Raw genomic sequence first — 20,426 nt, 5'->3', positions numbered from 1 at the left:
CCGGCACCGGCGAGGTCACCAGCAACATCGTCAGCGTCGCGAGCGCCGCCGAGAAGACCGGGGGCGCCGCCGGGCTGGTCCTGGCCGAGGCGTCGCGGCTCTCGGAGCAGTCCGAGCACCTGAACGCCGAAGTGGCGCGCTTCCTGGACCGGGTTCGCGCGGCCTGACGCGGGCCCCCGACGCGCTCCCGACGGCGTCCGGGCCGATCCGCCCGGACGCCGTCGTCTCGAGGACCTAGACGGAGCGGCTGCCGCCCTCGTTCCGGCGCTTGGCCATGAACGCGTCGAACTGCTCGCGATCCCGGGCGCGCTTCAGCTCCTCGACGAAGTCCGAGAAGGCGCGGCTCTCTTCCTCGAGAGCGCGGCGCTGCGCTTCCAGGCGGTCGAGCTCGGCCCGGCGATACTCGTCGAACGCGGCGTTCCCGGTGCCGCCGCGGCGGTTGGCGGCCTCGAAGGCGCGGGCGAAGCGGGACGCGGGACGCCCACCGTCGAACTCGGAGACCGTCCGGCGCGCGGCGTCCCGCAGCTCGGCGAAGGCCGGGTAGCCGGCGAACTTCCAGGCGACCAGCGCGAGGCCGATCGGCCACCAGTAGATGAAGCCGACCACGATCGCGCCGATCTCGAGCGACCGACGCGGGAACGGGCCGGACCGGCAGAGCCTGCCGGTCGCCCAGGGAGAGGAGGATTGAGAGGTCACGGCTGTGCTCCGCTGTTCATGTGAACGCGGTTAACATGCGGGTCCGGCGCGGGCCTTTCAAGGCCGACCGGCGCCGTCGTCGCGCTCGCCGGGGCGCCCAGCTCCGTGGACGAGGGCGAGCACTCCGGCCCGCAGGAGCTCGTACTTGTCGGGGAAGCCGGGGCCGCGCGGCAGATGTCCGGCGGCCGAGAGGGTCGCGAGGCCGTGGGCCAGGGCCCAGACTTCCAGGGCGATGAAGCGCGGCGCCACGCCACCGAATCCGTCCGCGAAGGTCGACTGCAGCGCTTCCACCAGGAGATCGAAGGGGCTCGGCCGCGCATCCGCGCCGGCGGCGCCGGCGGGCGTATCCGGTTCGGCCCCGCCCGCGGGCGCGCCGCGGGTCTCGAAGATCGCCGCGTAGTAGGCCGGCTCCTCCTCGGCGAAGGCGAGATAGGTCTCACCCATCCGGGTGAACCGCTCCAGGGGCGTCCCGCGCGACGTCAGGGCCCGCGCCAGGCGCGCGGCGAGCTCGGCGAAGCCGCGCCCGGCGAGTTCCTCCAGAAGCGCCTCGCGGCCCCGGAAATGGCGGTACAGCGCGGCCGGCGTCACGCCCACGAGGCGCGCAGCGTCGACAAGGGTGAAGCCGCCGATCCCGCGCTCGGCGATGAACCGGCGCGCGGCCTCCAGGAGGGCCTCCTTCAGATTGCCGTGATGGTAGCTCCGCCGGTCGTCCGGCCCGTCCCGCCAGGGTCGCAAGATCTCATATCCTTCACGCGCCTATTACACCTCACCGAACCTCTGCACCGCTGTCGAGTCCGAAGACCAACGACCGCGGATTTTCGAGGTCGGCCTCTACATGACAGCCGAAGACGACGGTTGTTTCAGGCGCATGGGGCGACGCTTGACCGCCCCCGGGCAGGCGTAACACTATTACACGCGGGCCGCTGGGGCTTCCATCGCAGGACGACGAGCATCGCGCATGGCCTTCGTGAGCCTCAAGGCGTGGCGGGCCCGCTCGGCGGAGCGCGCCGCGATCGCGGCGCGCCTGAAGCAGGACCTGCGGGCGGCCCTCGGCCTCGGCGAGGCCGACACGCTGGCGGTCAACGAGATCGCCTGCGCCGATCCGGGCTGCCCCGACATGGAGACCATCGTGCTGGTGATGCGCGCCGGCGCGCCCACGCGCGCCCTGCGGATCAGGCGCCCGATCGACGCCGTGGATCCCGACGACATCGCGGCGGTCGTGGCGGAAGACCGGTCGTCCGAGGCGCGGCCGGGCGACGTCTCGACAATGTGATCCCGCGCGGGGGCAATCGGTCTCCGCGGCGCTCAGGTCACAGGGACGGGCCCGCGCGCGCGACGTAGCATCCGTCCAACAGCAGCGCGCCCCGCTCGGACGGGGCCGCGGGAGGAACGCACGCCATGAAGAGCCGCCGCCACGTCCTCGCGCTCGTCGGCCTCGCCCTCGCCGGTTCGAGCCTGCTCGAGGCTTCTGCCCGGGCGGGCGAGACCCGACCGTTCTCGGACGCCGCCTTCGAGGCCGCGCAGAGGAGCGGGAAGCCCGTGCTGATCGCGGTCAGCGCACCCTGGTGCCCGATCTGCCGGACGCAGAAGCCGATCCTCGCGAGGCTCTCGGCCGAGCCGCGCTTCAAGGACCTCCAGATCTTCGATATCGATTTCGACAGCCAGAAGGACCTGCTGCGGCGCCTGAACGTGCGGATGCAGAGCACGCTGATCGCCTACAAGGGCGCGACCGAGGTCGGCCGCTCGGTCGGTGAGACGCAGCCGGAATGGATCGAGGGGCTCGTCGAGAAGACGCTCTGACCGGGGGCGCTTCGCCCGTTCCCCCTGTCCGGTCCCGTTCAGGGAAGCTCCGGCATAAGCCCGGACCAGGCCCGCGCGACGGGTCCGGCGGAGAATGTCACCGGTGTCGAGCACCCCTTTGTCAGACGTCCCGGGTCCCGACGCGATCGTGGCCGTGCCCGTGCGCAACGAGGAGGAGCGGATCGCCGCCTGCCTGCGGGCGATCGACGCCCAGGCCGGTGCCGAACCGGGGCGGGTCGGGCTCGTGCTGTTCCTGAATAACTGCACGGACGGCACCGAGGCGCTCGTGGCCGCGCTGGTGCCGACGCTGTCGATCCCGGTCCGCGTGCTGGTCGAGAATTTCTCCGGCGCCCATGCCGGATGGGCCCGCCGGCGGGCGATGGACGCCGCCGCCGCGTGGCTGGGTGATGCGGGGAATGCGGGGATCATCCTGTCGACCGACGCCGACAGCCGCGTCCCGCCCGACTGGGTGGCGCGCAACCGCGCGGCGATCGAGGCGGGCGCCGACGCGGTGGCCGGCCGGGTCGAGCTCGACGCGGCCGAGGCGGCGCTGCTGCCGCCCTCGCTCCCCGCCCGCGGCCGTCTGGAGGACGCCTACGACGCCCTGATCACCGAGGCCGAGGCGCGGATCGACCCCGATCCGAACGACCCCTGGCCCTGCCACCGGACCGCGATCGGCGCGACCCTCGCGGTGACCCGCCGCGCCTACCTCGCGGTCGGCGGCATGCCCGAGATCCCGCTGGGCGAGGACGGCGCCTTCGTCGCGCGGCTGCTGGAGCACGGTCTGCGGGTCCGGCACGCCACCGACGTGTGCGTGACCATCTCGGCCCGCCTCGCCGGGCGCGCTCCGGGCGGCGTGGCCGACACGATCCGCTCTCGCTGCGAGGAGCCCGACGCGCTCTGCGACGCCCGCATGGAGACCTTCCCGCGCGCCGTGCGGCGCTACCTCTGGCGCCGGCGCTTCCGCCAGATGCACAGGCGCGGGGCGCTCGCGCGGGGCGACGGTTGGGCGCGGGCGATCGGGATCGCCCCGACGGAGGCGCGGCGCATCGCGGCCCTCCCCCTCGGGCAGGCCATCGCGGAGGCGGAGCGCGCCAGCCCGCGCCTGGCCTACCGCCCGATCGGCCCGCGCCAGCTCCCGGCGCAGATCCGGATCGCGCGAGTAGGCGTGGTCGCGATCCGCCTCGGCCTGGGGCTCGCCGGCGCGGCGCAGCGGATCGCGGGTGCGGCCGCGCCCGAGCGGCCGGTCACCGACCCGCGCGGCAGCCGGGTCTGATCTCGTCAGGGGCGGCGTTCCAGCACGTCCCGGGGCGCCACGCCGAACCGGCGGCGGAAGGCGCGGCTGAAGGTGGCCGCGTCGGTGAATCCGCAGCTGGTCATCACCGACGCGATGCGGGTACCGCCGCGGAGCCGCCGGTAGGCCCGGTCGAGCCGGGCGTCGCGGATCTTCGCCGCCACCCCCTCGTCGCCCGTGAAGGCCGCGTAGAGCCGGCTCCGCGAGACCCGCAGGGCGGCCGGCAGCGATTCCGGCCCGAAGGCGGGATCGTGCAGCCGGCGCTCGATATGGGCGAGCGCCAGGGCCCGCACGGCGTCGCCGGACAGGTCATCGCCGGCCTTCTCGCCCTGCCCGTCCGCGAGAGCCCGCAGCAGATGCAGGACGCCCTCGAGAGCGATGCCGGCCTCCGCCTCCGACAGGCCGCCGATCGTCTCGGAGAAGGAGCGGAGATAGGTCGCGAACAGGCCGCTGAGCGGCGTCGCGCGGAGCCTGCGCCCGGCGAAGGCCTGCACGCTGCCGACTTGGCTCAGGAAGGCGGCACGCGGCACCTGGAGGCGGATCTCCTCGTAGGAATCGCGGCTCCCGATCGCGAAGGGCTGGTCCATGGCGTGGACGGTGACGTCGCCGGCGCTCAGTAAGGCACCGCCATTGCCCTGCTCGACGTAGCCGCTGCCCTGCAGAAGGAGCACGATCGCGATGTCGTCCCGCCCGTCGCGCCGCACGTGCAGCGCCGTGCGCTCCACGCCGATCGGGTTGCTGAGGGTGTGGAGGACCGCGCCGTGACGGGTGATCGCGAGGCGGCGGCCCGCCGCGAACGGCACGTCCGGCGCCAGCGGCGTCGCGTCGACGCGCGCCAGCACCGTACTGCGCCAGTAGTCGAAGGCGTGCTTCTGCTCGACCGCGTCGGTCGTCTCGACGAGGATGGGAACGGTCTCGCGAACACTCACAGCATGGCGGTCCTGGGCGCCGACGACGGGCGCCGCTCACATCCGCGCCGCGGGCCTCTTGGGAAGGTTGCAGATCCGACCATCAGCCGCAACCTGAACGAAGTGCTGAGGCGGCCTCGCCTCAACGCTCCGCGGCCGCAACCCGCGGCTCGGGGCGGGTCGCGGCCGCGTCGGCGAAATGCACGATCACGGCGCGCCCTGCGGCCGGCGGCGCGAGCAGGCTCGCGCGGAACCGCGCGGTCTCGGTCGCGGCGAGGACCGTCCGGGGCGGCGGGACCGACACTGTCTTGATCGTCCGACCGCCGGCGTCGCGGATCTCGACGCTCAGCGGCCCCACGGGCGCGTCGGAGCGGGCGACGCAGACCAGGTCGCCCTCGATGACGAGTTCGGCGGGACTGTCGTCCTCCGCCGGGTTGTTGAAGGCGACGACGTCGCGGATCTCGATGCCGCGCACGTTCACCGGCAGGCCGATGCGGGCGAACAGGGAGGCGGTCTGCGGGACGGCCCGGACCACGGCGGTGCGGGCGAGGCAGACCAGCGGGATCGCCGCCAGGAGCGTCAGGCCGAACGCCAGCGAGGGTGTCAGGCCCGGGATCGCGCGGCGGGGCTTTCCGGCGGCCTTCCTGGGCTTGGCAGACCGTCGGACTTTGGGAGCCGGGACGTCGGTCGCGTTCCGCACCGAGGCGGTCGCCTCCTCCCAGGCCGCGTCCGCGACGGGATCGGTCTCGGTCTGCGCGGCGAGTTCGGCCTCGTGGCCGGCGAGGACGTCGGCCGGCGAGATGAACCACGTCTCGCGGCAGGCGGCACAGCGGACCGAGCGGCCCTCCATGCCGACCTTGCTGGCGTCGATGCGATATTCGCTCGCGCAGCTCGGGCAGGCGATCAGCATCCGCGCCATACTCGCATCGATCGGCCGCGACCGGGCCGGACAGTGAATTGCTTGAAGAAGTGTCGCCGAACAGGGTTAAGGGGCCGTGAAATCCCCGAGGCCTTGAAAACGCCCGCCGCTCCGGCGATTCCCGAGGGATGGACAGACGAGATACGGCACGGCCTTGAACCTACAGGCGAGCATGAAGAGCCTGCTGCCCGGCGCGGAGCGGCCGGTGGTGCAGTTCGAGAATGTCGGCATGCGCTACGGCCTCGGGCCGGAGGTGCTGTCCGACGTGAGCTTCCGCATCGCGCCGCGCTCCTTCCAGTTCCTGACCGGCCCGTCCGGGGCCGGGAAGACGACGCTGCTGCGCCTGATCCTGCTGTCGGTGCGGCCGACCCGCGGGCTCGTCTCGATCTTCGGCGAGGAGGTGAGCGACATCTCCGCGAAGGCGCTGACCGGGCTCCGGCGCCGGATGGGCGTGGTGTTCCAGGACTTCCGGCTCCTCGACCACCTGACCACCTACGAGAACGTCGCCCTGCCCCTGCGCGTCCAGGGCCGGGCCGAGGCGAGCTACCGGGCCGAGGTGGTGGAGCTGCTGCGCTGGGTCGGCCTCGGCGAGCGCATGCACGCCCTGCCCCCGCTGCTCTCGGGCGGCGAGAAGCAGCGCGCCGCCATCGCCCGCGCCCTGATCGCGCGGCCCGACCTGCTGCTCGCGGACGAGCCCACCGGCAACGTCGATCCGGGCCTGGGGCGGCGGCTGCTCCGCCTGTTCCTGGAGCTGAACAAACTCGGGACCTCGGTCATCATCGCCACCCACGATTTCGGCATCATGGACGCCGTCGATGCCCGCCGGATGGTCCTGGGCGAAGGCCGGCTGCGGATCGAGGAATGAGCACTCAGGCGATGCCGCGGACGAAGGCCGGTGGACCGGCCGTGCCGCCCGACCCGTCGGTGCCGGCCAACCTGCGCCGCAACGCGCCGCTGGTGCCCACCGACACGGCCGCCGGCCGCTCCCTGGCCGCGGTCATCGCGATCCTGACCTTCCTCGCCGGCCTCTGCGCGGGCGCGGCCGAGATGGTCGCGACGAACGCCGCTCAGTGGCAGGGCGACGTGGCCCGCGAGGTCACGATCCAGGTCCGGCCCGGACCCGGCCGGGACGTCGACGCCGACGTCGGCCGCGCCGACGCCATCGCCAAGGCCGAACCGGGGATCGCGGAGACGCGGGTGTTCAGTAAGGCCGAGGCCGAGCGCCTGCTCGAGCCGTGGCTCGGCACCGGGCTCGACCTCTCCGACCTCCCGGTGCCGCGCCTGATCGCCCTCAAGCTCTCCAGCGGCCAGGCGGCGGACCTGAAGCGTCTGCGATCACGCCTCGTCGAGGCGCTGCCGGGCGTCGCCAGTCTCGACGACCACGCCCTCTGGCTCCAGCGGCTCTCGACCGCCGCCAACGCCTTCGTGGGGATCGGGATCGGGCTGGTGCTGCTCGTCCTGATCGCCACCGGCCTCGCCGTGACCTTCGCGACCCGTGGCGCCATGGCGAGCAACCGCGAGGTCGTGGAGGTGCTGCATTTCGTCGGCGCCGACGACGACTACATCGCCCGGGCGTTCCAGCGGCGCTTCTTCGGCCTGGGTCTCCGCGGCGGCGCGATCGGGGCCGGTCTGGCGCTCGTCGCCTTCGTGATCGCCGGTGTCCTCGCGCGGGCCGCGCGCTCCGGACCGGCCGGTCAGGAGGTCGAAGCGCTGTTCGGCGCGTTCCAGATCGGCCTGCGCGGCTACGCCAGCGTGATCCTGATCGGCGTGATCGCGTCCCTCGTCACGGGCGTCGTCTCGCGCGTGACCGTGCGGCGCTTCCTGGCTTAACGCCCGGCTGCGTCACGAAGACGTGGAAATAGGGGGTCTAGCCGGCACGTTTACCATCTGGAAACTTTATGGTTGCGGTGTGGAAACAGCCGACAGCGCCGGCCTCCGAGCCGCCGCAATCGGCGCTGATTCTCCGGAGGATGACCACGCGTATGCTGCGCGCATCGGATCCGCCCTCGACCGACGCCGTCGGCTGGGCCTGGCACGAGTGGGGTCTCCCGCGCCGCGCCGTCGTGCGCCCGCGCGAACGGCGGCGGATCGCTCTCTGGACCTGCAGCCTCGGCGCCGGACTCGGGATGCTGGCCCTGTTCGCCGGGTTTCTGGTGTTCGTGAGCGCCCTCGCCCGCCACGAGCGGACGCCCACCGACCGGGCCGACGGGATCGTCGCGCTGACCGGCGGCGCCCAGCGGATCGGTGACGCGATCGACCTCCTCGCGGGCGGCTACGGCCGGCGCCTGCTCATCACCGGCGTCAACGAGCGGACCAGCCGCGACGAGATCGCCCGGCTGAACCCGACCCAGCGCGCCCTGATCGCCTGCTGCGTGGACCTCGACTACCGCGCGCGCAACACGATCGGCAACGCCATCGAGACGCGCCGCTGGATGCGCGCGCACCGGTTCAGCACGGTCGCGGTCGTGACCTCGAACTACCACATGCCGCGGACGCTGGTGGAACTCGACCACGCCCTGCAGGACAGCGACCGCGTGCTGCCGCATCCCGTCGTGACCGAGGCGTTCGACGCCGACCGCTGGTGGCAGAACCCGCCGGCCGCGCGACTCCTGGCCTCCGAGTACATGAAGTTCCTGGTCAGCTGGGTGCGCACGCGCTTCGAGGCCGATCCCGAGCGCTCCCGCGCCGCGATCCTGATCGGCCGCGGCAAGCCCGTGAAGATGGTGGCCGAGCCGCTGATGCTGCGCGGCGTCGATTGAGGGCGCGGCGCGCCCTCCGCCCTCGCCCTACTGCCCCTTGCAGCGGGCCTTGATCGCCGCCGAGAACTCGCGGTCCGATCCCTGGACCTGGGCGAGGCGCTCGCTGCGCTCCGAGCCGGACAGGCAGCGCCCGTAGACGCTCGCCACGCGCCTCATCGTCTCCACGTGTCGCCGCCAGACGCGGCAGTTCTTGGCATCGTCGCCGTCGGCCTGCTCCAGCTGCTCGAGGGCCTGGCGCTGCATCGACTGCGCCACCAGGACGTCGCGGGCGCAGGTGGTCTCGCCCTGGGCGGCGGCGCCGGAGACGCCGGCCGCGAGGATCAGGGCGGCGATGCGGAAGCTCGGGATCATCAGGCGGCCTGCGGTGCCGTCGAGCGCGTCAGGAGCGCGTAGAGCGCCCCGGCGTCCCGGGCGGCGCGGATATGCGCGAGCATGCCCGGCTCGCGCAGGATACGGGCCACCTGCGCCAGGGCCTTCAGGTGGTCGGCGCCGGCACCCTCGGGCGCGAGCAGCAGGAAGGCGATGTCCACGGGCTGGCCATCCAGGGCCTCGAAATCCACCGGGCGGTCGAAGCGCGCGAACAGCCCGAAGAGACGGTCCAGGCCGGGCAGCTTGCCGTGCGGGATCGCCACCCCGTCGCCGATGCCGGTCGAGCCGAGCCGCTCGCGCTGGAGAAGGGTGTCGAAGATGGGGCGCTCGCCGAGGGCGGGCAGGCGCCGCGCCGCCTGCGCGGCGAGATCCTGCAGCACCTGCTTCTTGGCGCGGGCGCGCAGGGCCGGCACGACCGACTCGGGGTCGAGGAATTCCAGAACTGGCATCGAACGACCGTTGCCCCGTCGCCCGCTCGCGAGGAAGCGGGCCTCGTCGCAGGGGCGTCGACGACCGTTCCGGCCGCGCCCCCGCTGGATTCAATGGGCGGGGAAACCAGCCGGTTCCGGCTCCGTTCCACCCGACCCGCAGCGTCACTCGGTGGCGTTCGGCGGGTCCACCCAGCCGATCGCTCCGTCGCTCCGCCGGTATACGACGTTGACGCGGCCGGTGCCAGCGTGGACGAACACAACCACTGGGGATCCCGTCATATCGAGGGCGGTCACCGCCTCGCCGATGGTGCGGCGCTGGAGGGTCTTGGTGCTCTCGGCGACGATCGGCGGGTGGGCGTCGCCCTCGGCGGCGTCGTCCTCCTCCACCTCCGGGGCGGCGAACACCGCGTAGGCAGCCTCGATGGCCGCGGCGTCGCCCGGGCCGGTCGCGTGCTGCTTCAGCTTGTGCTTGTAGCGCCGCAGTCGGGTCTCCAGGCGCTCGGCGGTCTGCTCGAAGCTCGAGCGCGCGTCGTGCGCGAAGCCGTTCGCCTCGATGGTCAGACCGGAGACGAGATGCAGCACGCAATCCGTCCGGAAGGCGGTGCCGTCGCGCCGGAGCGTGACGTGGCCGTTGCAGGAATCGTGCATGTGCGAGTCGAGATACTTGGCCTGGATCGCGGACATCCGCTCCTCGACGCGGCCGCGCAGACTCTCGCCGAGATCCACGCCGTGGCCAGTCACCCGCAACGATCCCATGCTGCCTCCCCCGTTCTGATGCAGTCGGCCGAATTAGAGAGCCGGCTCGGGTTAAGTCAACGGAGCCCCTTGCGGTTCAAGCAGTTGCTTAACCCTGGGTTCAGCCGGCGTGTCCGTATAGACGGGGCCGCCCGAACCCCAGCCCGCGACGTGAGACCACCGCCTGCATGACGATCGACTCCGGATTCTCCGCCACCGCGACACGCCGCGCCGTCCTGGGCGGCGCACTCGGTGCTGCCGCGGGACTGCTCCCGGCGGCCGCGCGGGCAGCCGACCCGGAGAAGGTCCCGGCTCTGCCCGGAAGCGGTGAGGCGTTCGAGGCGAACACGCTGACCGACCTCGCTCGCGCCCGCGCCGCCGCCCCCTACGCGGCGCCGAAGACCGGCGACGTGCCGGCCGTTCTCAAGAACCTCTCCCGCGAGGCCTACGAGGCCATCCGGCCCGCGGAGGGCCGCGCGGTCTGGGCCGACCGGAACGCCGGCTACGTCCTGGAGCCGCTGCTGCGGGGCTCGATCTTCGAGACGCCGGTCTCGCTGTTCGTCGTGGAGAACGGCCTCGTTCAGCCGGTCGGGTACGACAAGTCCGCCATCGCGGCGCCTGGCCTCGACCTGCCCGACCTGGCCGCCGACACGGCCTTCTCGGGCTTCCGCCTGCGCGCCCGGTTCGACGGCGCCGACGGGCTCTCGAACTTCGCCCTGTTCCAGGGCGGCTCGTTTTTCCGCCTCGTCGCCGAGGGCCAGGATTTCGGCATCAACGCCCGGGCCCTCGCCCTGCGTCCGGCCGATTCCCGCGGCGAGGAGTTCCCGCTGTTCCGGGCCCTGTTCATCGAGACGCCGCGCGCGGGTCAGCCGGTCGTCGTCCACGCCCTCGCGGAATCGGAATCCGCGACCGCGGCGTTCAGGATCACGCTGACGCCGGGCCGCGACGTCTCCACGGCGCAGATCGACGGAACGGTCTTCGCCCGCACCGAGCTGGACCATATCGGGCTCGGCGGCATGCAGGGCAGCTACCTGTTCGGCGCCCTCGACCGGAATCGCGTGGACGACCTGCGCGCCGCGGCCTTCTCGGTGGAGGGCTTGGCGATCCACAACGGCTACGGCGAGCCGATCTGGCGCCCCGTTCACAATCCCGAGGCGCTGCAGGTCTCGGCCTTCGTGGATCGCGGGCCCAAGGGCTTCGGCCTCATGCAGCGGGCCCGCGCCTACGACGATTTCGAGGACGACCGCCGCCACTGGGAGCAGCGCCCGTCCCTCTGGCTGGAGCCGCTCGACGACTGGAACGAGGGCGCGGTCACCTTGCTGGAGATCCCGAGCGATTCCGAGCTGAACGAGAACGTCTTCGCCTATTGGCGGCCCAAGGCGAAGCTGGCGAAGGGCGCGGAGATGCGATTCCAGTGCCGTCAGCACTGGTCGAAGGGCTGGCCGGACCCGCTGCCGCCGGAGATCGCCCGGGTGCGCGACAGCCGCTGCGGCCGCGGCAGCTCGGGCAATCGCCGGCTCTTCGCGGTGGATTTCGAGGGCGACGCGCTGTTCCAGCCCGGCGACATCGACGTCGACCTCGCGGCCTCGGCCGGGACGATCACGCGCCAGGAACGGTTTCGGTATTCCGATCGTAAGACCCTGCGGATCCTGTTCGAACTCGATCCGGGGAGCGAGCGCGCGAGCGAGTTGCGCCTCGCGCTCCGGCGCGGTCAGGCCCGGGCGAGCGAGACATGGCTGTTTCGCTGGACGCCCTGACCCGTCATCACGACAGCTGAGGACCGGCCTGCCCCGTGCGATTGGACGAGACGATGACCCTGCCGCCAGCGACGGACGCCGGGTCCGGGCGCGACACCGCGACCGACGGCGGCCGCCACCTGCCGCCCGAGGCGCCCCTGTCCATGCCGGTTCAGGACCTGGCGCGCTGGGATCCGGGGCTCGGGCACCGATGGGTGCGCCGGGCCCGGACGCCCTGGCCGGAGCGGCTCCTGGTGTTCGGTGGCGCCGTGGCCCTGACGGCCTACGGCGGCTGGCAGATGGTCGAGACCGTGTCGGTCTCCGGCAGCCCGACCGCGCTCCAGCTCGTCTTGGTCGTCCTGTTCTGCCTGACCTTCTCGTGGATCGCGCTCGCCTTCACCAGCGCGGTGCTGGGTTTCGGGACGCTCCTGCGCCGACCGCGGCCGACGCCGGACCCGACGGCGCTGCGCACGCGGACCGCGGTCCTGATGCCGGTCTACAACGAGGCCACGGCCCGCACCTTCGCGGGGATCGAGGCCATGCGCGAGGCGGTCGAGGCCACCGGGCTCGGAGACCATTTCGACTGGTTCGTGCTGTCGGATTCGACCCAGCCCGACGCCTGGATCGCCGAGGAGCGCGCCTATCTCGACCTGCGCGGCCGGCTCGGTCCCGAGGCCCGGCTCTACTACCGGCACCGGCCGAAGAATCATCACCGCAAAGCAGGCAACATCGGCGATTTCGTCACCCGCTGGGGCGGCCGCTACGACCACATGCTCGTCCTGGACGCCGACAGTCTGATGAGCGGATCGGCGGTCGTGGCGCTCGCCGCCGCCATGGAGGCGGACCCGGATGCCGGCATCATCCAGACGCTGCCGCTGATCATCAACCGCAACACCCTGTTCGCCCGCCTCCAGCAATTCGCCGCCCGGATCTACGGTCCGGTGATCGCGGCCGGCCTCGCCGCGTGGTCCGGTCGGGACGGCAACTACTGGGGGCACAACGCGATCATCCGGACCCGCGCCTTCGCGGATTCCTGCGGCCTGCCCGACCTGCCCGGGAAGCCGCCCTTCGGTGGACACATCCTGTCCCACGACTTCGTCGAGGCGGCCCTGATCCGTCGCGCCGGCTGGGCGGTGTACATGCTCCATCGCCTGCCGGGCTCGTACGAGGAGAGCCCGCCGTCGCTGATCGACGTGGCGGTGCGCGACCGGCGCTGGGCGCAGGGCAATCTCCAGCACGCGCGCGTCATCGGCGCCGCGGGGCTGCATCCGGCCACCCGGCAGCACTTCGCCACCGGCATCGCCGGCTACCTGGCCTCGCCGCTCTGGCTGCTGCAGCTGGTGGTCGGTATCCTGCTGGTTCTGCAGACGGCCACGGAGCGGCCGGACTATTTCGGCGGCGCCGGCTTCTCGCCGGTCTTCCCGCGCTTCGATCCGGTCCGCGCGCTCCAGCTGTTCGGCCTCACCATGGCGGTCCTGCTGGCACCCAAGCTCCTCGGCCTGATCCTGGCCCTGCTGGACGGCCCGGTGCGGCGCGCCTGCGGGGGCGCCGGGCGGCTGGTCCTGTCCAGCCTCGTCGAGATCCTGCTGTCCGCCCTCGTGGCGCCGGTGGCGATGGTGATCCAGTCGGGCTCCGTGATGGGCATCCTGCTCGGACGGGACACGGGTTGGAATCCGCAGCGGCGGGACGACGGCTCGATACCGCTGCGCGACATCGTCGTCCGCCATCGGTGGCACACGCTGCTGGGGCTGGTGGCGGGCGTCGCCGCCTTCGCGATCGCCACCTCGCTGTTCCTCTGGATGAGCCCGACGATCCTGGGTCTGGTGCTCGCGATCCCGATCTCCTGGGCGAGCGGCCAGCTCGGGCTCGGCCTGGCGCTCAAGCGCCGCCTGCTCCTCGCCACTCCCGAAGAGGCGGCGCCGCCTGAGATCGCCGTCCGCGCCGCCGCCCTCGCGGCGCGCAACGCGGAGCGCGGGTTCGACGATGCGGAAGCCCTCGCGGCCGTCCACGCCGACCCCGACCTCGCGCGCGCCCACGGCCAGATGCTCCCCCCGGGACATCGCCGCCCAAGGGGCGCGATCGACCCGGACCACACGCTGGCCACCGCCAAGATCTGCGAGGCCGAGACCGTCGCGGAGGCCCAGGCTTGGCTGTCGCCGAAGGAGCGGATGGCGCTCCTGCACGATCGCGCGCTCGTCGATCGCCTCGTCCGCCTCGACGCGAGCGGACGGTAATCGCGGTCCGGCAGCCTGCCGGGTGACGGCGCGCCCGCGCCGGGCGCCGAGCCCGGGATCGCTCCGAGCGGCTCACGGAGACGTGCCGTCCCGGTCCGACAGGAGGGCGCACCGAGGCCGCGGACAGGGTTGGATCGTGACAAGTGATTAACCATTCGGATCCTAGTCTCGATCATCGTCACTCGGATCCGGTCATGACCCTGCTGTTCGTGTTCCTGCTCCTGCCGCTCGCGGTCGCCATCGTGCTCGCCCGCGGCGAGCCGATCCGCACCATCAGCTGCCTCGGCGCGATGGGTGTGGGCTGCGTTATCGCCGCCACGAGCGTGGTCAGCCTCGTGCGCCACCGGATCCGGACGACCTGACGCCGGCTCGGCGAGCGGCGTCAGAGAAACCCGACCTGCCGCGGGCCGCCGCCGAGGCTCCGCCCAGCGCGGGCGACGAGCTGGGAGAAGGCCAGGGCCGCCGCCGTGGCCTGGGCGCGGGACGGGAAGCTGCGCCGCGACTCGACAACGGGCTCGTCAGTCTCGTTGACGAGGACCCAGGACCAGAGCGACCGGCTACGCTCTCGGATCTCGAATTGCACGAGCGCCTCCCTTTGCGGGACATGCGAAGCGAAAGTTTTGCATCGACGGGTGACATCCCGATGACGGTGCGTCTCGATCATCGAGACGTGCCGACCGTCCAGGAATCCGTGCGAAGACTTCTGTTTCCGTGAACGGATCGCCGGGAGATCGATAGTTCGGCATCGCGCCAGCTATCCATCGTGATCTGATCGACCCAGGCATCTGCGAATCCCGTGCCAGGATAACCCAGCGGCCGGCCAGCTATCCCGAGAATCTGTGCTGGTCCCGCTGGGTCCGGCTCAGCTCCGCCGACCCCAAGCTGCATCGGGACTGCAACAGGATTGCGGCGCGCGGACTTGACTGGATTGTCTGGATCTCGATGCTCTGGCCCGTTGCGGGCGGGGTCGAGGGCATTCTGGCGCCAGCACCCGGTGGCGCTGCGACGCGGATCGACGTGATGACAGATCACAGCAGAGTCCCGAACGCGCGGTCGCGCCGCATCCTCGGCGATCTGGCCGAGACACTCGGATGTTCGGTCGACGTCTTCTTCGATCCGAGCCAGAACGACGACTTGTCGATGACCGAAGAGCTGCTGAACCTGTGGTTCTCCATCGAGGATCCAGCGGCCCGTCACCGCATCCTGGACTGTGCCCGGGCCCAGAAGGCGGAGGCTCAGCCGCACGCCTGACTGGTGCCTTGTTTCCGGCGGCTTGGCGCTCCACGCAGGTAGCCCGTCCGTCGCCGCGACCCCAGTCGGAGAAGCCATGAAAGCCGTGAACGCTCTGATCGCCGAGGAGCTCGGTGTCGGGGAGGCGCAGGTTGCCGCCACCGTCGCGCTCCTCGACGGCGGCTCGACCGTGCCGTTCATCGCGCGCTACCGGAAGGAGAATACTGGCGGCCTCGACGACACGCAGCTGCGCAGGCTGGAGGAGCGGCTGTCCTACCTGCGCGATCTCAACGAGCGGCGCGCCGCGATCGTCGCGAGCATCACGGCGCAGGGCAACATGTCCCCATCCCTGGCGGCGGCCCTCGACGCCGCCGACACCAAGGCGCGGCTGGAAGACCTGTACCTGCCCTTCCGGCCCAAGCGGCGCTCGAAGGCGCAATCCGCCCGCGAAGCCGGCCTCGAACCGCTCGCCCAGACCCTGCTGAGCCGGCCCGACCGCGCGCCCGCGTCGGTCGCGGCCGATTACGTGTCGGACGCGCGCGGCGTGCCGGACGTCGAGGCCGCGCTCGACGGCGCCCGCGCCATCCTGATCGAACGCTTCGCTGAGGACGCCGACCTCGTGGGACGATTGCGGGCGGATTACTGGCGGTCTGGGCAGCTTGTCTCGCGGGTGCGCAAGGGCAAGGCGAGCGAGGGGGTGAAGTTCTCGGACTACTTCGACTGGAGCGAGCGGCTGGAGCGGATGCCCTCGCACCGGATCCTGGCAATCTTTCGCGGTGAGCGGGAAGAGGTGCTCGACGTCGGCTTCGACGCGGAGGGCGAGGATTCGCCGCCGGGTCTACCCGGGCCGTTCGAGACGGCGATCTGCCGCCGCTTCGAGATCGCGTCGCGGGGGCGCCCCGGCGATGCCTGGCTCCTCGACACGGTCCGCACGGCGTGGCGGATGAAGATCCGGACCGGAATCAAGCAGGACCTGCGCGGCCGTCTGTTCGAGCGGGCCGAGGACGAGGCCGTGACAGTCTTCGCCGGGAACCTGAAGGACCTGCTGCTCGCTGCCCCGGCGGGCGGGCGGGCGACGATGGGGCTCGATCCGGGCTACCGGAACGGCGTGAAGGTCGCCGTGGCGGATCGAACCGGGCGGGTCGTCGCGGTGGAGACGACCTACCCGCACGAGCCGCAACGGCGCTGGCGCGAGGCCGTCGCGACGCTCGGCCGGCTGTGCCGGCTGCACGGCGTGGAGCTTCTCGCCGTCGGCAACGGCACCGCTTCCCGCGAGACCGAGCGCCTCGCCGCGGAGATCATCGCAGCCAACCCGGACCTGCCGCTCGCGAAGGTGATGGTCTCCGAGGCCGGCGCCTCGGTCTACTCGGCCTCTGAGATCGCCGCCAAGGAATTGCCCGACCTCGACGTGTCCCATCGCGGCGCGGCGTCGATCGCCCGCCGTCTCCAGGATCCCCTGGCGGAACTGGTCAAGATCGACCCCAAGTCGATCGGCGTCGGGCAGTACCAGCACGACGTGAGCGAGGCGAAGCTGTCGCGGTCGCTCGCGGCGGTGGTGGAGGACGCGGTCAACGCCGTGGGGGTGGACGTCAACACGGCCTCCCCGGCCCTCCTCGCGCAGGTCTCGGGTCTCGGCGGCGCGATGGCGGCGCGGATCGTCGCCCATCGCGACGCCCAGGGCCCGTTCCGGACGCGCGCGGCGCTCAAGAAGGTCCCGGGGCTCGGCCCGAAGACTTTCGAGCTGGCCGCGGGCTTCCTCCGCATCCAGGGCGGCGACGACCCGCTCGACGGGTCGGGAGTCCACCCGGAAGCCTATCCGGTGGTCCGCCGCATCCTCCAGGCGACGAAGAGCGACATCCACGTCCTGCTCGGCAACGCCGCCCTGCTCGGCCGCCTCGTGCCGGAGCCGTTCGTCGACGCGCGCTTCGGCCTGCCGACCGTGCGCGACATCATCGCCGAGCTCGAGAAGCCGGGGCGGGACCCGCGGCCGGAGTTCAAGACGGCGCGCTTCCAAGAAGGCGTCGAGACGATCGGCGACCTCAAGCCCGGCATGCAGCTGGAGGGTGTCGTCACCAACGTCGCCGCCTTCGGGGCTTTCGTGGATATCGGCGTCCATCAGGACGGCCTCGTCCACATCTCGGCGATGGCCCGGCGACGGATCGCCTCGCCCACCGAGGTGGTCCGGATCGGCGAGGTCGTCCGGGTGCTGGTCCTCAACGTCGACGTCCCGCGCAAGCGCATCGCGCTGTCGATGCGGCTCGACGATCCCGTCGAGCCGGGCCAGCCGGCGCGGCGGACGGGCGAGCCGAAGCAGGACGCGCCGCGGAGCCGACCGAGCCCGGTGCCGGATCCCGCTCCGGGCGGGGCGCTGGCCGAGGCGCTCCGGCGCGCGGGCGCGGCGCCGCGGCGCGACTGAGCGGCGACCGCCCCGCGGACCGGGAACATGGTTAGCGCTTCGTAAACCTCCGTGCCGTCAGAGTGTGGGCGTCGTGCCGCGGTGCGCGATTCCAAACACCTGATCGCGATTCCGGGATCGCCGCGGCGGCCCCACGGCTCGGAGGCTCTGATGCAAGCGCACGTTGCGGGGATCGACAACCCGAACCCGATGATCGGCCCGGCACGCCTCATCCGGGCCGCCTTCGAGGGGGCCGACATGGCCGCCCTGGCCGCCGAGATCCTCGCGGAAGGCGGCGACTCCGCTCTCGACGCGGGAACGGCGCTGGACATGGCGACGATCCTGCTGCTGAAGCACCGCTTCACGGAAGGCCTCGCGCTCCAGAACGAGGTCTTGGACGGGCAGCGGCTCTTCTCGCTGCGCTCGAACCCGGATCAGGCGCGGGTCCGCGTCCTCGTCCTGGTGACCGCCGGCGATCTGATGGCCAACACGCCGATCGACTTCCTGCTCAACGACGGCGATTTCGGCCTCACCTACCTCTATCTTCGGCCCGGTGAGCCGGTGCCGCGCGATCTGCCCGCGCACGACGTGATCGTCACCGGCATCGCCTACGCGCGGACCGCCGAGCCGCTGCTGGAAGCCCTCGCGGCGGCGGCCGACCACTGGACGCGGCCGATCGTCAATCACCCGCGCCACGTGCTCAAGACCTCTCGGCACGGCATCGCGGACGCGCTGCGCGGTGCGGAGGGGATCCTGGCACCCGACGTCGTCCGCGTGAGCCGGTCCGTTCTGAGCGCGGCCGCGTCCCGCCAGACGGAGGGCCCGACCTACCCGCTGCTGGTGCGCCCCCTCGACACGCATGCCGGCAACGAGCTCCAGAAGGTCGATCGGGCGGAGGACCTGCAACTCTACCTCGCGCACACGGCCGCCGAGGCGTTCTACGTCACGCAGTACTGCGACTATCGCGGTCCCGACGGCCTCTTCCGGAAGCTCCGCGTCGTCCTGATCGACGGTGTGCCTTACCTCTGCCACATGGCCATCCGCGATCACTGGATGATCCACTACCTCAACGCCGGCATGCTGGAGGATCCGGTGAAGCGGCAGGTCGAGGCCGCGGCCATGGCCGCGTTCGACACCGACTTCGCCGAGCGCCACCGCGCCGCGTTCGCCGAGATCCACCGCAGGATCGGTCTCGATTACCTGGTCATCGACTGCGCCGAGAGCGCGGACGGCCGGCTGCTGATCTTCGAGGCGGATACCGGAATGGTCGTCCACGACATGGATCCGGTGGACCTGTTTCCCTACAAGGCGCCGCAGATGCGCCGGGTCTTCGCGGCGTTCCAGGACGCCTTGCGCGGGCGCGCTCGCGGGCGGGCCGCCTAGGGCGCGCGCCTCCGGGGCATCAGGGTGCCGGCGCCGGGTGATCCGCCCGGCGCCTCACCAGGGGATGCGGCCGAAGCGGTCGACCAGCCGCTGGTACTCGGCGTTGCTCTCGGCCTTGGACGTGCCGCCCTGGCCGACATCCGAGGTCCCGGAGCCCGGATGCACGAGGCGGCACACCAGCGGCAGGACGAAGCCGTGGCGCACGAGCCGCACGTTGGGCCCGCCGTTGCGCAGGACGTTGGCGAGCCACGGACGGACTTGGATCGCGTCCTGCAGCGTGACCGGCGCCGTCGCCTCGACGAGGTGGGCGCGGCGCAGGCCGGTCTCGGCGAGGCGGCCGAGCCACTCGTTGTCGTAGTGCCACTTCGAGGCCGGGCTGATCGCGCCGACCTGCGCGAAGGTGGCCCGCCGCATCAGCCAGCCCGACGGCGTCGCGAAGTCGTTGATCCGGACCACCTCGCCGGCCTCGTCGGTCTCCAGTTGCGTGGAGGACACGAAATCGAAGCTCTCGAGAGCCCTCAACGCGAAGCCCAGATAGGGCGGCAGCCAGTGATCGTCGTCCTCGAGGAAGCCGACGAGGTCCCAGCTGTCGTCGACGGCGCCGATGGCCGCGTTCAGCGCGGGGATCTGCCCCTTGCGCGCGCCGCGCGCGAAGGTGACCTGCGGGTGCGCGGCGAGCCGCGCCGGGATCTCGGTCTCCGGATCGGTCCCGACGAAGAAGTGGATCGTCGCCGGCCGGTCGAGCTCCTGGGCGTTGGCGCTCTCGATCGCGTGTTCCAGGAAGTACTGACCGGCCTTTCCGGCCAGGGTCGAGGGCTTGAGCCTCGACGGCGTGATGATCGCGATCCTCATTCCCAGGCCTCACCGTGTCGGGCGACGCGCGCCTCGGCACGCGTCGCTGTCAGAGCTTGAAGGACTGCTCGCCGATGTGGCCGAGCTCCTTGCTGAGATACGGATCACACCAGATCCGGAAGCCGGCGGCGCGGACCCGATCGCTGAAGTCGAAGTCCTCGCCGATGTTCACGCCGGCTTCCTCGTCGACGCGGAAGCGGAAATAGGGCTTCCTCAGCTTGTCGAAGACCGTGGCCTTGATCAGCAGGAAGCCGGTCGGGATCCGGGACATCTCCAGCAGACCCTTCGGCGCGTCGGCCGGCTGCTCCGGCAGAATGTCGCCCAGGAAGTGGAACGGGGCGGTGCGGCGCGAATAGGTCGCGCCGATGATGTCGACTTGCCGCACGAGGAGCTTGAGCAGCGCGTCCTTCGGGAACGTCATGTCGCTGTCGATGAACAGGACGTACTCCGCCCCGTACTTCTGCGCGTATTCGAGGCCGAGGTTGCGGGCGTCGGCGACGATCGACGACTTCCCGACGACGATCGACATCGGCATCTCGCCGAGCGAGTGCATCATCGATCCGAGGCTCACGGCGAAGTCCGCGTGGACCATGGTCCCACAGGGGATCGCGATCGCCACATGGGGTAACTTCGGCGACGCGGAAGGGGTCGCGGCGCCAACATCACTGGACGCTTGAGCGATCAC

At 71.8% G+C, this 20,426-nt stretch carries 22 protein-coding genes and 1 pseudogene; 13 read left to right on the top strand and 10 right to left on the bottom strand.

The genetic code is table 11. The features are described 5' to 3' along the window. Positions 1 to 167, top strand: a pseudogene (locus ME121_RS34265) (methyl-accepting chemotaxis protein); the annotation flags it as partial. A 67-nt stretch (positions 168 to 234) separates the two neighbouring features. Here the strand turns inward: ME121_RS34265 and ME121_RS24620 are convergent. Both ME121_RS24620 and ME121_RS24615 read right to left on the bottom strand, forming a co-directional pair. Continuing rightward, positions 235 to 696 carry a DUF2852 domain-containing protein gene (locus ME121_RS24620; RefSeq protein WP_012319924.1) on the bottom strand — a complete coding sequence of 154 codons (462 nt, stop codon included), beginning with the start codon at positions 694 to 696 and terminating at the stop codon, positions 235 to 237. A 57-nt stretch (positions 697 to 753) separates the two neighbouring features. Next, complete coding sequence (locus ME121_RS24615) at positions 754 to 1,431, bottom strand: TetR/AcrR family transcriptional regulator (RefSeq protein WP_059409778.1); 678 nt, start codon at positions 1,429 to 1,431, stop codon at positions 754 to 756. A gap of 223 nt (positions 1,432 to 1,654) precedes the next feature. Here ME121_RS24615 and ME121_RS24610 point away from each other — a divergent pair, with 223 nt between their 5' ends. From ME121_RS24610 to ME121_RS24600, 3 genes are all read left to right on the top strand, one after another. Next, complete coding sequence (locus ME121_RS24610; RefSeq protein ID WP_012319926.1) at positions 1,655 to 1,969, top strand: hypothetical protein; 315 nt, start codon at positions 1,655 to 1,657, stop codon at positions 1,967 to 1,969. A gap of 125 nt (positions 1,970 to 2,094) precedes the next feature. Next, positions 2,095 to 2,496, top strand: a complete 402-nt coding sequence (locus ME121_RS24605) for a thioredoxin family protein (protein WP_053622432.1) — start codon at positions 2,095 to 2,097, stop codon at positions 2,494 to 2,496. Positions 2,497 to 2,590: 94 nt separating this feature from the next. Next, the gene (locus ME121_RS24600; RefSeq protein ID WP_059409777.1) at positions 2,591 to 3,772 is read left to right on the top strand and encodes a glycosyltransferase family 2 protein; all 1,182 of its coding nucleotides are present in this window, start codon (positions 2,591 to 2,593) and stop codon (positions 3,770 to 3,772) included. Between the two features lie 5 nt (positions 3,773 to 3,777). Here the strand turns inward: ME121_RS24600 and ME121_RS24595 are convergent, their stop codons facing one another. Continuing rightward, positions 3,778 to 4,719, bottom strand: coding sequence for a helix-turn-helix domain-containing protein (locus ME121_RS24595; protein WP_029359966.1), 942 nt, complete (start codon positions 4,717 to 4,719; stop codon positions 3,778 to 3,780). A gap of 121 nt (positions 4,720 to 4,840) precedes the next feature. Continuing rightward, positions 4,841 to 5,608, bottom strand: coding sequence for a zinc-ribbon domain-containing protein (locus ME121_RS24590; protein ID WP_059409780.1), 768 nt, complete (start codon positions 5,606 to 5,608; stop codon positions 4,841 to 4,843). Positions 5,609 to 5,789: 181 nt separating this feature from the next. On the opposite strand from ME121_RS24590, the gene ftsE reads away from it, so the two are divergent. The 3 genes from ftsE (at position 5,790) to ME121_RS24575 (ending at position 8,376) form a co-directional block, all read left to right on the top strand. Beyond that, positions 5,790 to 6,482 (top strand): cell division ATP-binding protein FtsE, encoded by a 693-nt coding sequence (gene ftsE, locus ME121_RS24585; protein ID WP_020093599.1) that lies wholly within the window; start codon positions 5,790 to 5,792, stop codon positions 6,480 to 6,482. After that, positions 6,479 to 7,447, top strand: coding sequence for a cell division protein FtsX (locus tag ME121_RS24580; RefSeq protein WP_012319932.1), 969 nt, complete (start codon positions 6,479 to 6,481; stop codon positions 7,445 to 7,447). Before ftsE ends, ME121_RS24580 begins: the two co-directional genes overlap by 4 nt. Positions 7,448 to 7,599: 152 nt before the next feature. Continuing rightward, complete coding sequence (locus ME121_RS24575; RefSeq protein WP_012319933.1) at positions 7,600 to 8,376, top strand: YdcF family protein; 777 nt, start codon at positions 7,600 to 7,602, stop codon at positions 8,374 to 8,376. A gap of 27 nt (positions 8,377 to 8,403) precedes the next feature. Here the strand turns inward: ME121_RS24575 and ME121_RS24570 are convergent, their stop codons facing one another. The 3 genes from ME121_RS24570 to ME121_RS24560 form a co-directional block, all read right to left on the bottom strand. After that, positions 8,404 to 8,727 carry a hypothetical protein gene (locus tag ME121_RS24570; protein WP_012319934.1) on the bottom strand — a complete coding sequence of 108 codons (324 nt, stop codon included), beginning with the start codon at positions 8,725 to 8,727 and terminating at the stop codon, positions 8,404 to 8,406. Beyond that, positions 8,727 to 9,194, bottom strand: coding sequence for a PTS IIA-like nitrogen regulatory protein PtsN (ptsN, locus tag ME121_RS24565; protein ID WP_059409776.1), 468 nt, complete (start codon positions 9,192 to 9,194; stop codon positions 8,727 to 8,729). The genes ME121_RS24570 and ptsN overlap by 1 nt, the downstream gene beginning before the upstream one ends. Positions 9,195 to 9,338: 144 nt before the next feature. Next, positions 9,339 to 9,932: a ribosome hibernation promotion factor gene (locus tag ME121_RS24560; RefSeq protein ID WP_012319936.1), complete on the bottom strand. Its 594-nt coding sequence runs from the start codon at positions 9,930 to 9,932 to the stop codon at positions 9,339 to 9,341. Positions 9,933 to 10,099: 167 nt separating this feature from the next. On the opposite strand from ME121_RS24560, the gene ME121_RS24555 reads away from it, so the two are divergent. The 3 genes from ME121_RS24555 to ME121_RS34260 all read left to right on the top strand — a co-directional run bounded on the left by ME121_RS24555 (position 10,100) and on the right by ME121_RS34260 (position 14,243). Further along, on the top strand, positions 10,100 to 11,668 hold the full coding sequence (locus tag ME121_RS24555; protein WP_059409775.1) for a glucan biosynthesis protein D: 1,569 nt from the start codon (positions 10,100 to 10,102) through the stop codon (positions 11,666 to 11,668). A 53-nt stretch (positions 11,669 to 11,721) separates the two neighbouring features. Then, the gene (mdoH, locus tag ME121_RS24550; protein ID WP_012319938.1) at positions 11,722 to 13,881 is read left to right on the top strand and encodes a glucans biosynthesis glucosyltransferase MdoH; all 2,160 of its coding nucleotides are present in this window, start codon (positions 11,722 to 11,724) and stop codon (positions 13,879 to 13,881) included. 194 nt (positions 13,882 to 14,075) lie between these two features. After that, a complete protein-coding gene (locus tag ME121_RS34260; RefSeq protein ID WP_012319939.1) occupies positions 14,076 to 14,243 on the top strand; it encodes a hypothetical protein in 168 nt (55 codons plus the stop codon). A 20-nt stretch (positions 14,244 to 14,263) separates the two neighbouring features. Here the strand turns inward: ME121_RS34260 and ME121_RS24545 are convergent, their stop codons facing one another. After that, the gene (locus tag ME121_RS24545) at positions 14,264 to 14,464 is read right to left on the bottom strand and encodes a hypothetical protein (protein ID WP_012319940.1); all 201 of its coding nucleotides are present in this window, start codon (positions 14,462 to 14,464) and stop codon (positions 14,264 to 14,266) included. A 359-nt stretch (positions 14,465 to 14,823) separates the two neighbouring features. Here ME121_RS24545 and ME121_RS24540 point away from each other — a divergent pair, with 359 nt between their 5' ends. The 3 genes from ME121_RS24540 to ME121_RS24530 all read left to right on the top strand — a co-directional run bounded on the left by ME121_RS24540 (position 14,824) and on the right by ME121_RS24530 (position 18,889). Next, a complete protein-coding gene (locus tag ME121_RS24540) occupies positions 14,824 to 15,132 on the top strand; it encodes a hypothetical protein (RefSeq protein ID WP_012319941.1) in 309 nt (102 codons plus the stop codon). Between the two features lie 76 nt (positions 15,133 to 15,208). Next, positions 15,209 to 17,527, top strand: coding sequence for a Tex family protein (locus tag ME121_RS24535; RefSeq protein WP_059409774.1), 2,319 nt, complete (start codon positions 15,209 to 15,211; stop codon positions 17,525 to 17,527). Positions 17,528 to 17,677: 150 nt separating this feature from the next. Next, positions 17,678 to 18,889, top strand: a complete 1,212-nt coding sequence (locus tag ME121_RS24530) for an ATP-grasp domain-containing protein (RefSeq protein ID WP_059409773.1) — start codon at positions 17,678 to 17,680, stop codon at positions 18,887 to 18,889. A gap of 54 nt (positions 18,890 to 18,943) precedes the next feature. On the opposite strand, the gene ME121_RS24525 is transcribed toward ME121_RS24530, so the two are convergent. Together ME121_RS24525 and ME121_RS24520 are read right to left on the bottom strand one after the other, a co-directional pair. Beyond that, positions 18,944 to 19,741, bottom strand: a complete 798-nt coding sequence (locus tag ME121_RS24525) for a glycosyltransferase family 2 protein (RefSeq protein WP_059409772.1) — start codon at positions 19,739 to 19,741, stop codon at positions 18,944 to 18,946. A 49-nt stretch (positions 19,742 to 19,790) separates the two neighbouring features. Next, positions 19,791 to 20,360 carry a glycosyltransferase family 2 protein gene (locus tag ME121_RS24520; protein WP_041372344.1) on the bottom strand — a complete coding sequence of 190 codons (570 nt, stop codon included), beginning with the start codon at positions 20,358 to 20,360 and terminating at the stop codon, positions 19,791 to 19,793. Positions 20,361 to 20,426: the final 66 nt, after the last annotated feature.

Source organism: Methylobacterium sp. ME121 (assembly GCF_000974725.1).
Taxonomy (GTDB): domain Bacteria; phylum Pseudomonadota; class Alphaproteobacteria; order Rhizobiales; family Beijerinckiaceae; genus Methylobacterium; species Methylobacterium radiotolerans.
The sequence above is the reverse complement of the archived record's forward strand: the minus strand, read 5'-3'. Positions and strand labels throughout refer to the sequence as shown.

Coding starts and splice junctions, on each gene's coding strand:
- ME121_RS24610 (WP_012319926.1), top strand. CDS start 1,655: ATGGCCTTCGTGAGCCTCAAGGCGTGGCGGGCCCGCTCGGCGGAGCGC.
- ME121_RS24605 (WP_053622432.1), top strand. CDS start 2,095: ATGAAGAGCCGCCGCCACGTCCTCGCGCTCGTCGGCCTCGCCCTCGCC.
- ME121_RS24600 (WP_059409777.1), top strand. CDS start 2,591: ATGTCACCGGTGTCGAGCACCCCTTTGTCAGACGTCCCGGGTCCCGAC.
- ME121_RS24590 (WP_059409780.1), bottom strand. CDS start 5,608: ATGCTGATCGCCTGCCCGAGCTGCGCGAGCGAATATCGCATCGACGCC.
- ftsE (WP_020093599.1), top strand. CDS start 5,790: ATGAAGAGCCTGCTGCCCGGCGCGGAGCGGCCGGTGGTGCAGTTCGAG.
- ME121_RS24580 (WP_012319932.1), top strand. CDS start 6,479: ATGAGCACTCAGGCGATGCCGCGGACGAAGGCCGGTGGACCGGCCGTG.
- ME121_RS24575 (WP_012319933.1), top strand. CDS start 7,600: ATGCTGCGCGCATCGGATCCGCCCTCGACCGACGCCGTCGGCTGGGCC.
- ME121_RS24570 (WP_012319934.1), bottom strand. CDS start 8,727: ATGATCCCGAGCTTCCGCATCGCCGCCCTGATCCTCGCGGCCGGCGTC.
- ptsN (WP_059409776.1), bottom strand. CDS start 9,194: ATGCCAGTTCTGGAATTCCTCGACCCCGAGTCGGTCGTGCCGGCCCTG.
- ME121_RS24560 (WP_012319936.1), bottom strand. CDS start 9,932: ATGGGATCGTTGCGGGTGACTGGCCACGGCGTGGATCTCGGCGAGAGT.
- ME121_RS24555 (WP_059409775.1), top strand. CDS start 10,100: ATGACGATCGACTCCGGATTCTCCGCCACCGCGACACGCCGCGCCGTC.
- mdoH (WP_012319938.1), top strand. CDS start 11,722: ATGACCCTGCCGCCAGCGACGGACGCCGGGTCCGGGCGCGACACCGCG.
- ME121_RS34260 (WP_012319939.1), top strand. CDS start 14,076: ATGACCCTGCTGTTCGTGTTCCTGCTCCTGCCGCTCGCGGTCGCCATC.
- ME121_RS24540 (WP_012319941.1), top strand. CDS start 14,824: ATGCTCTGGCCCGTTGCGGGCGGGGTCGAGGGCATTCTGGCGCCAGCA.
- ME121_RS24535 (WP_059409774.1), top strand. CDS start 15,209: ATGAAAGCCGTGAACGCTCTGATCGCCGAGGAGCTCGGTGTCGGGGAG.
- ME121_RS24530 (WP_059409773.1), top strand. CDS start 17,678: ATGCAAGCGCACGTTGCGGGGATCGACAACCCGAACCCGATGATCGGC.
- ME121_RS24525 (WP_059409772.1), bottom strand. CDS start 19,741: ATGAGGATCGCGATCATCACGCCGTCGAGGCTCAAGCCCTCGACCCTG.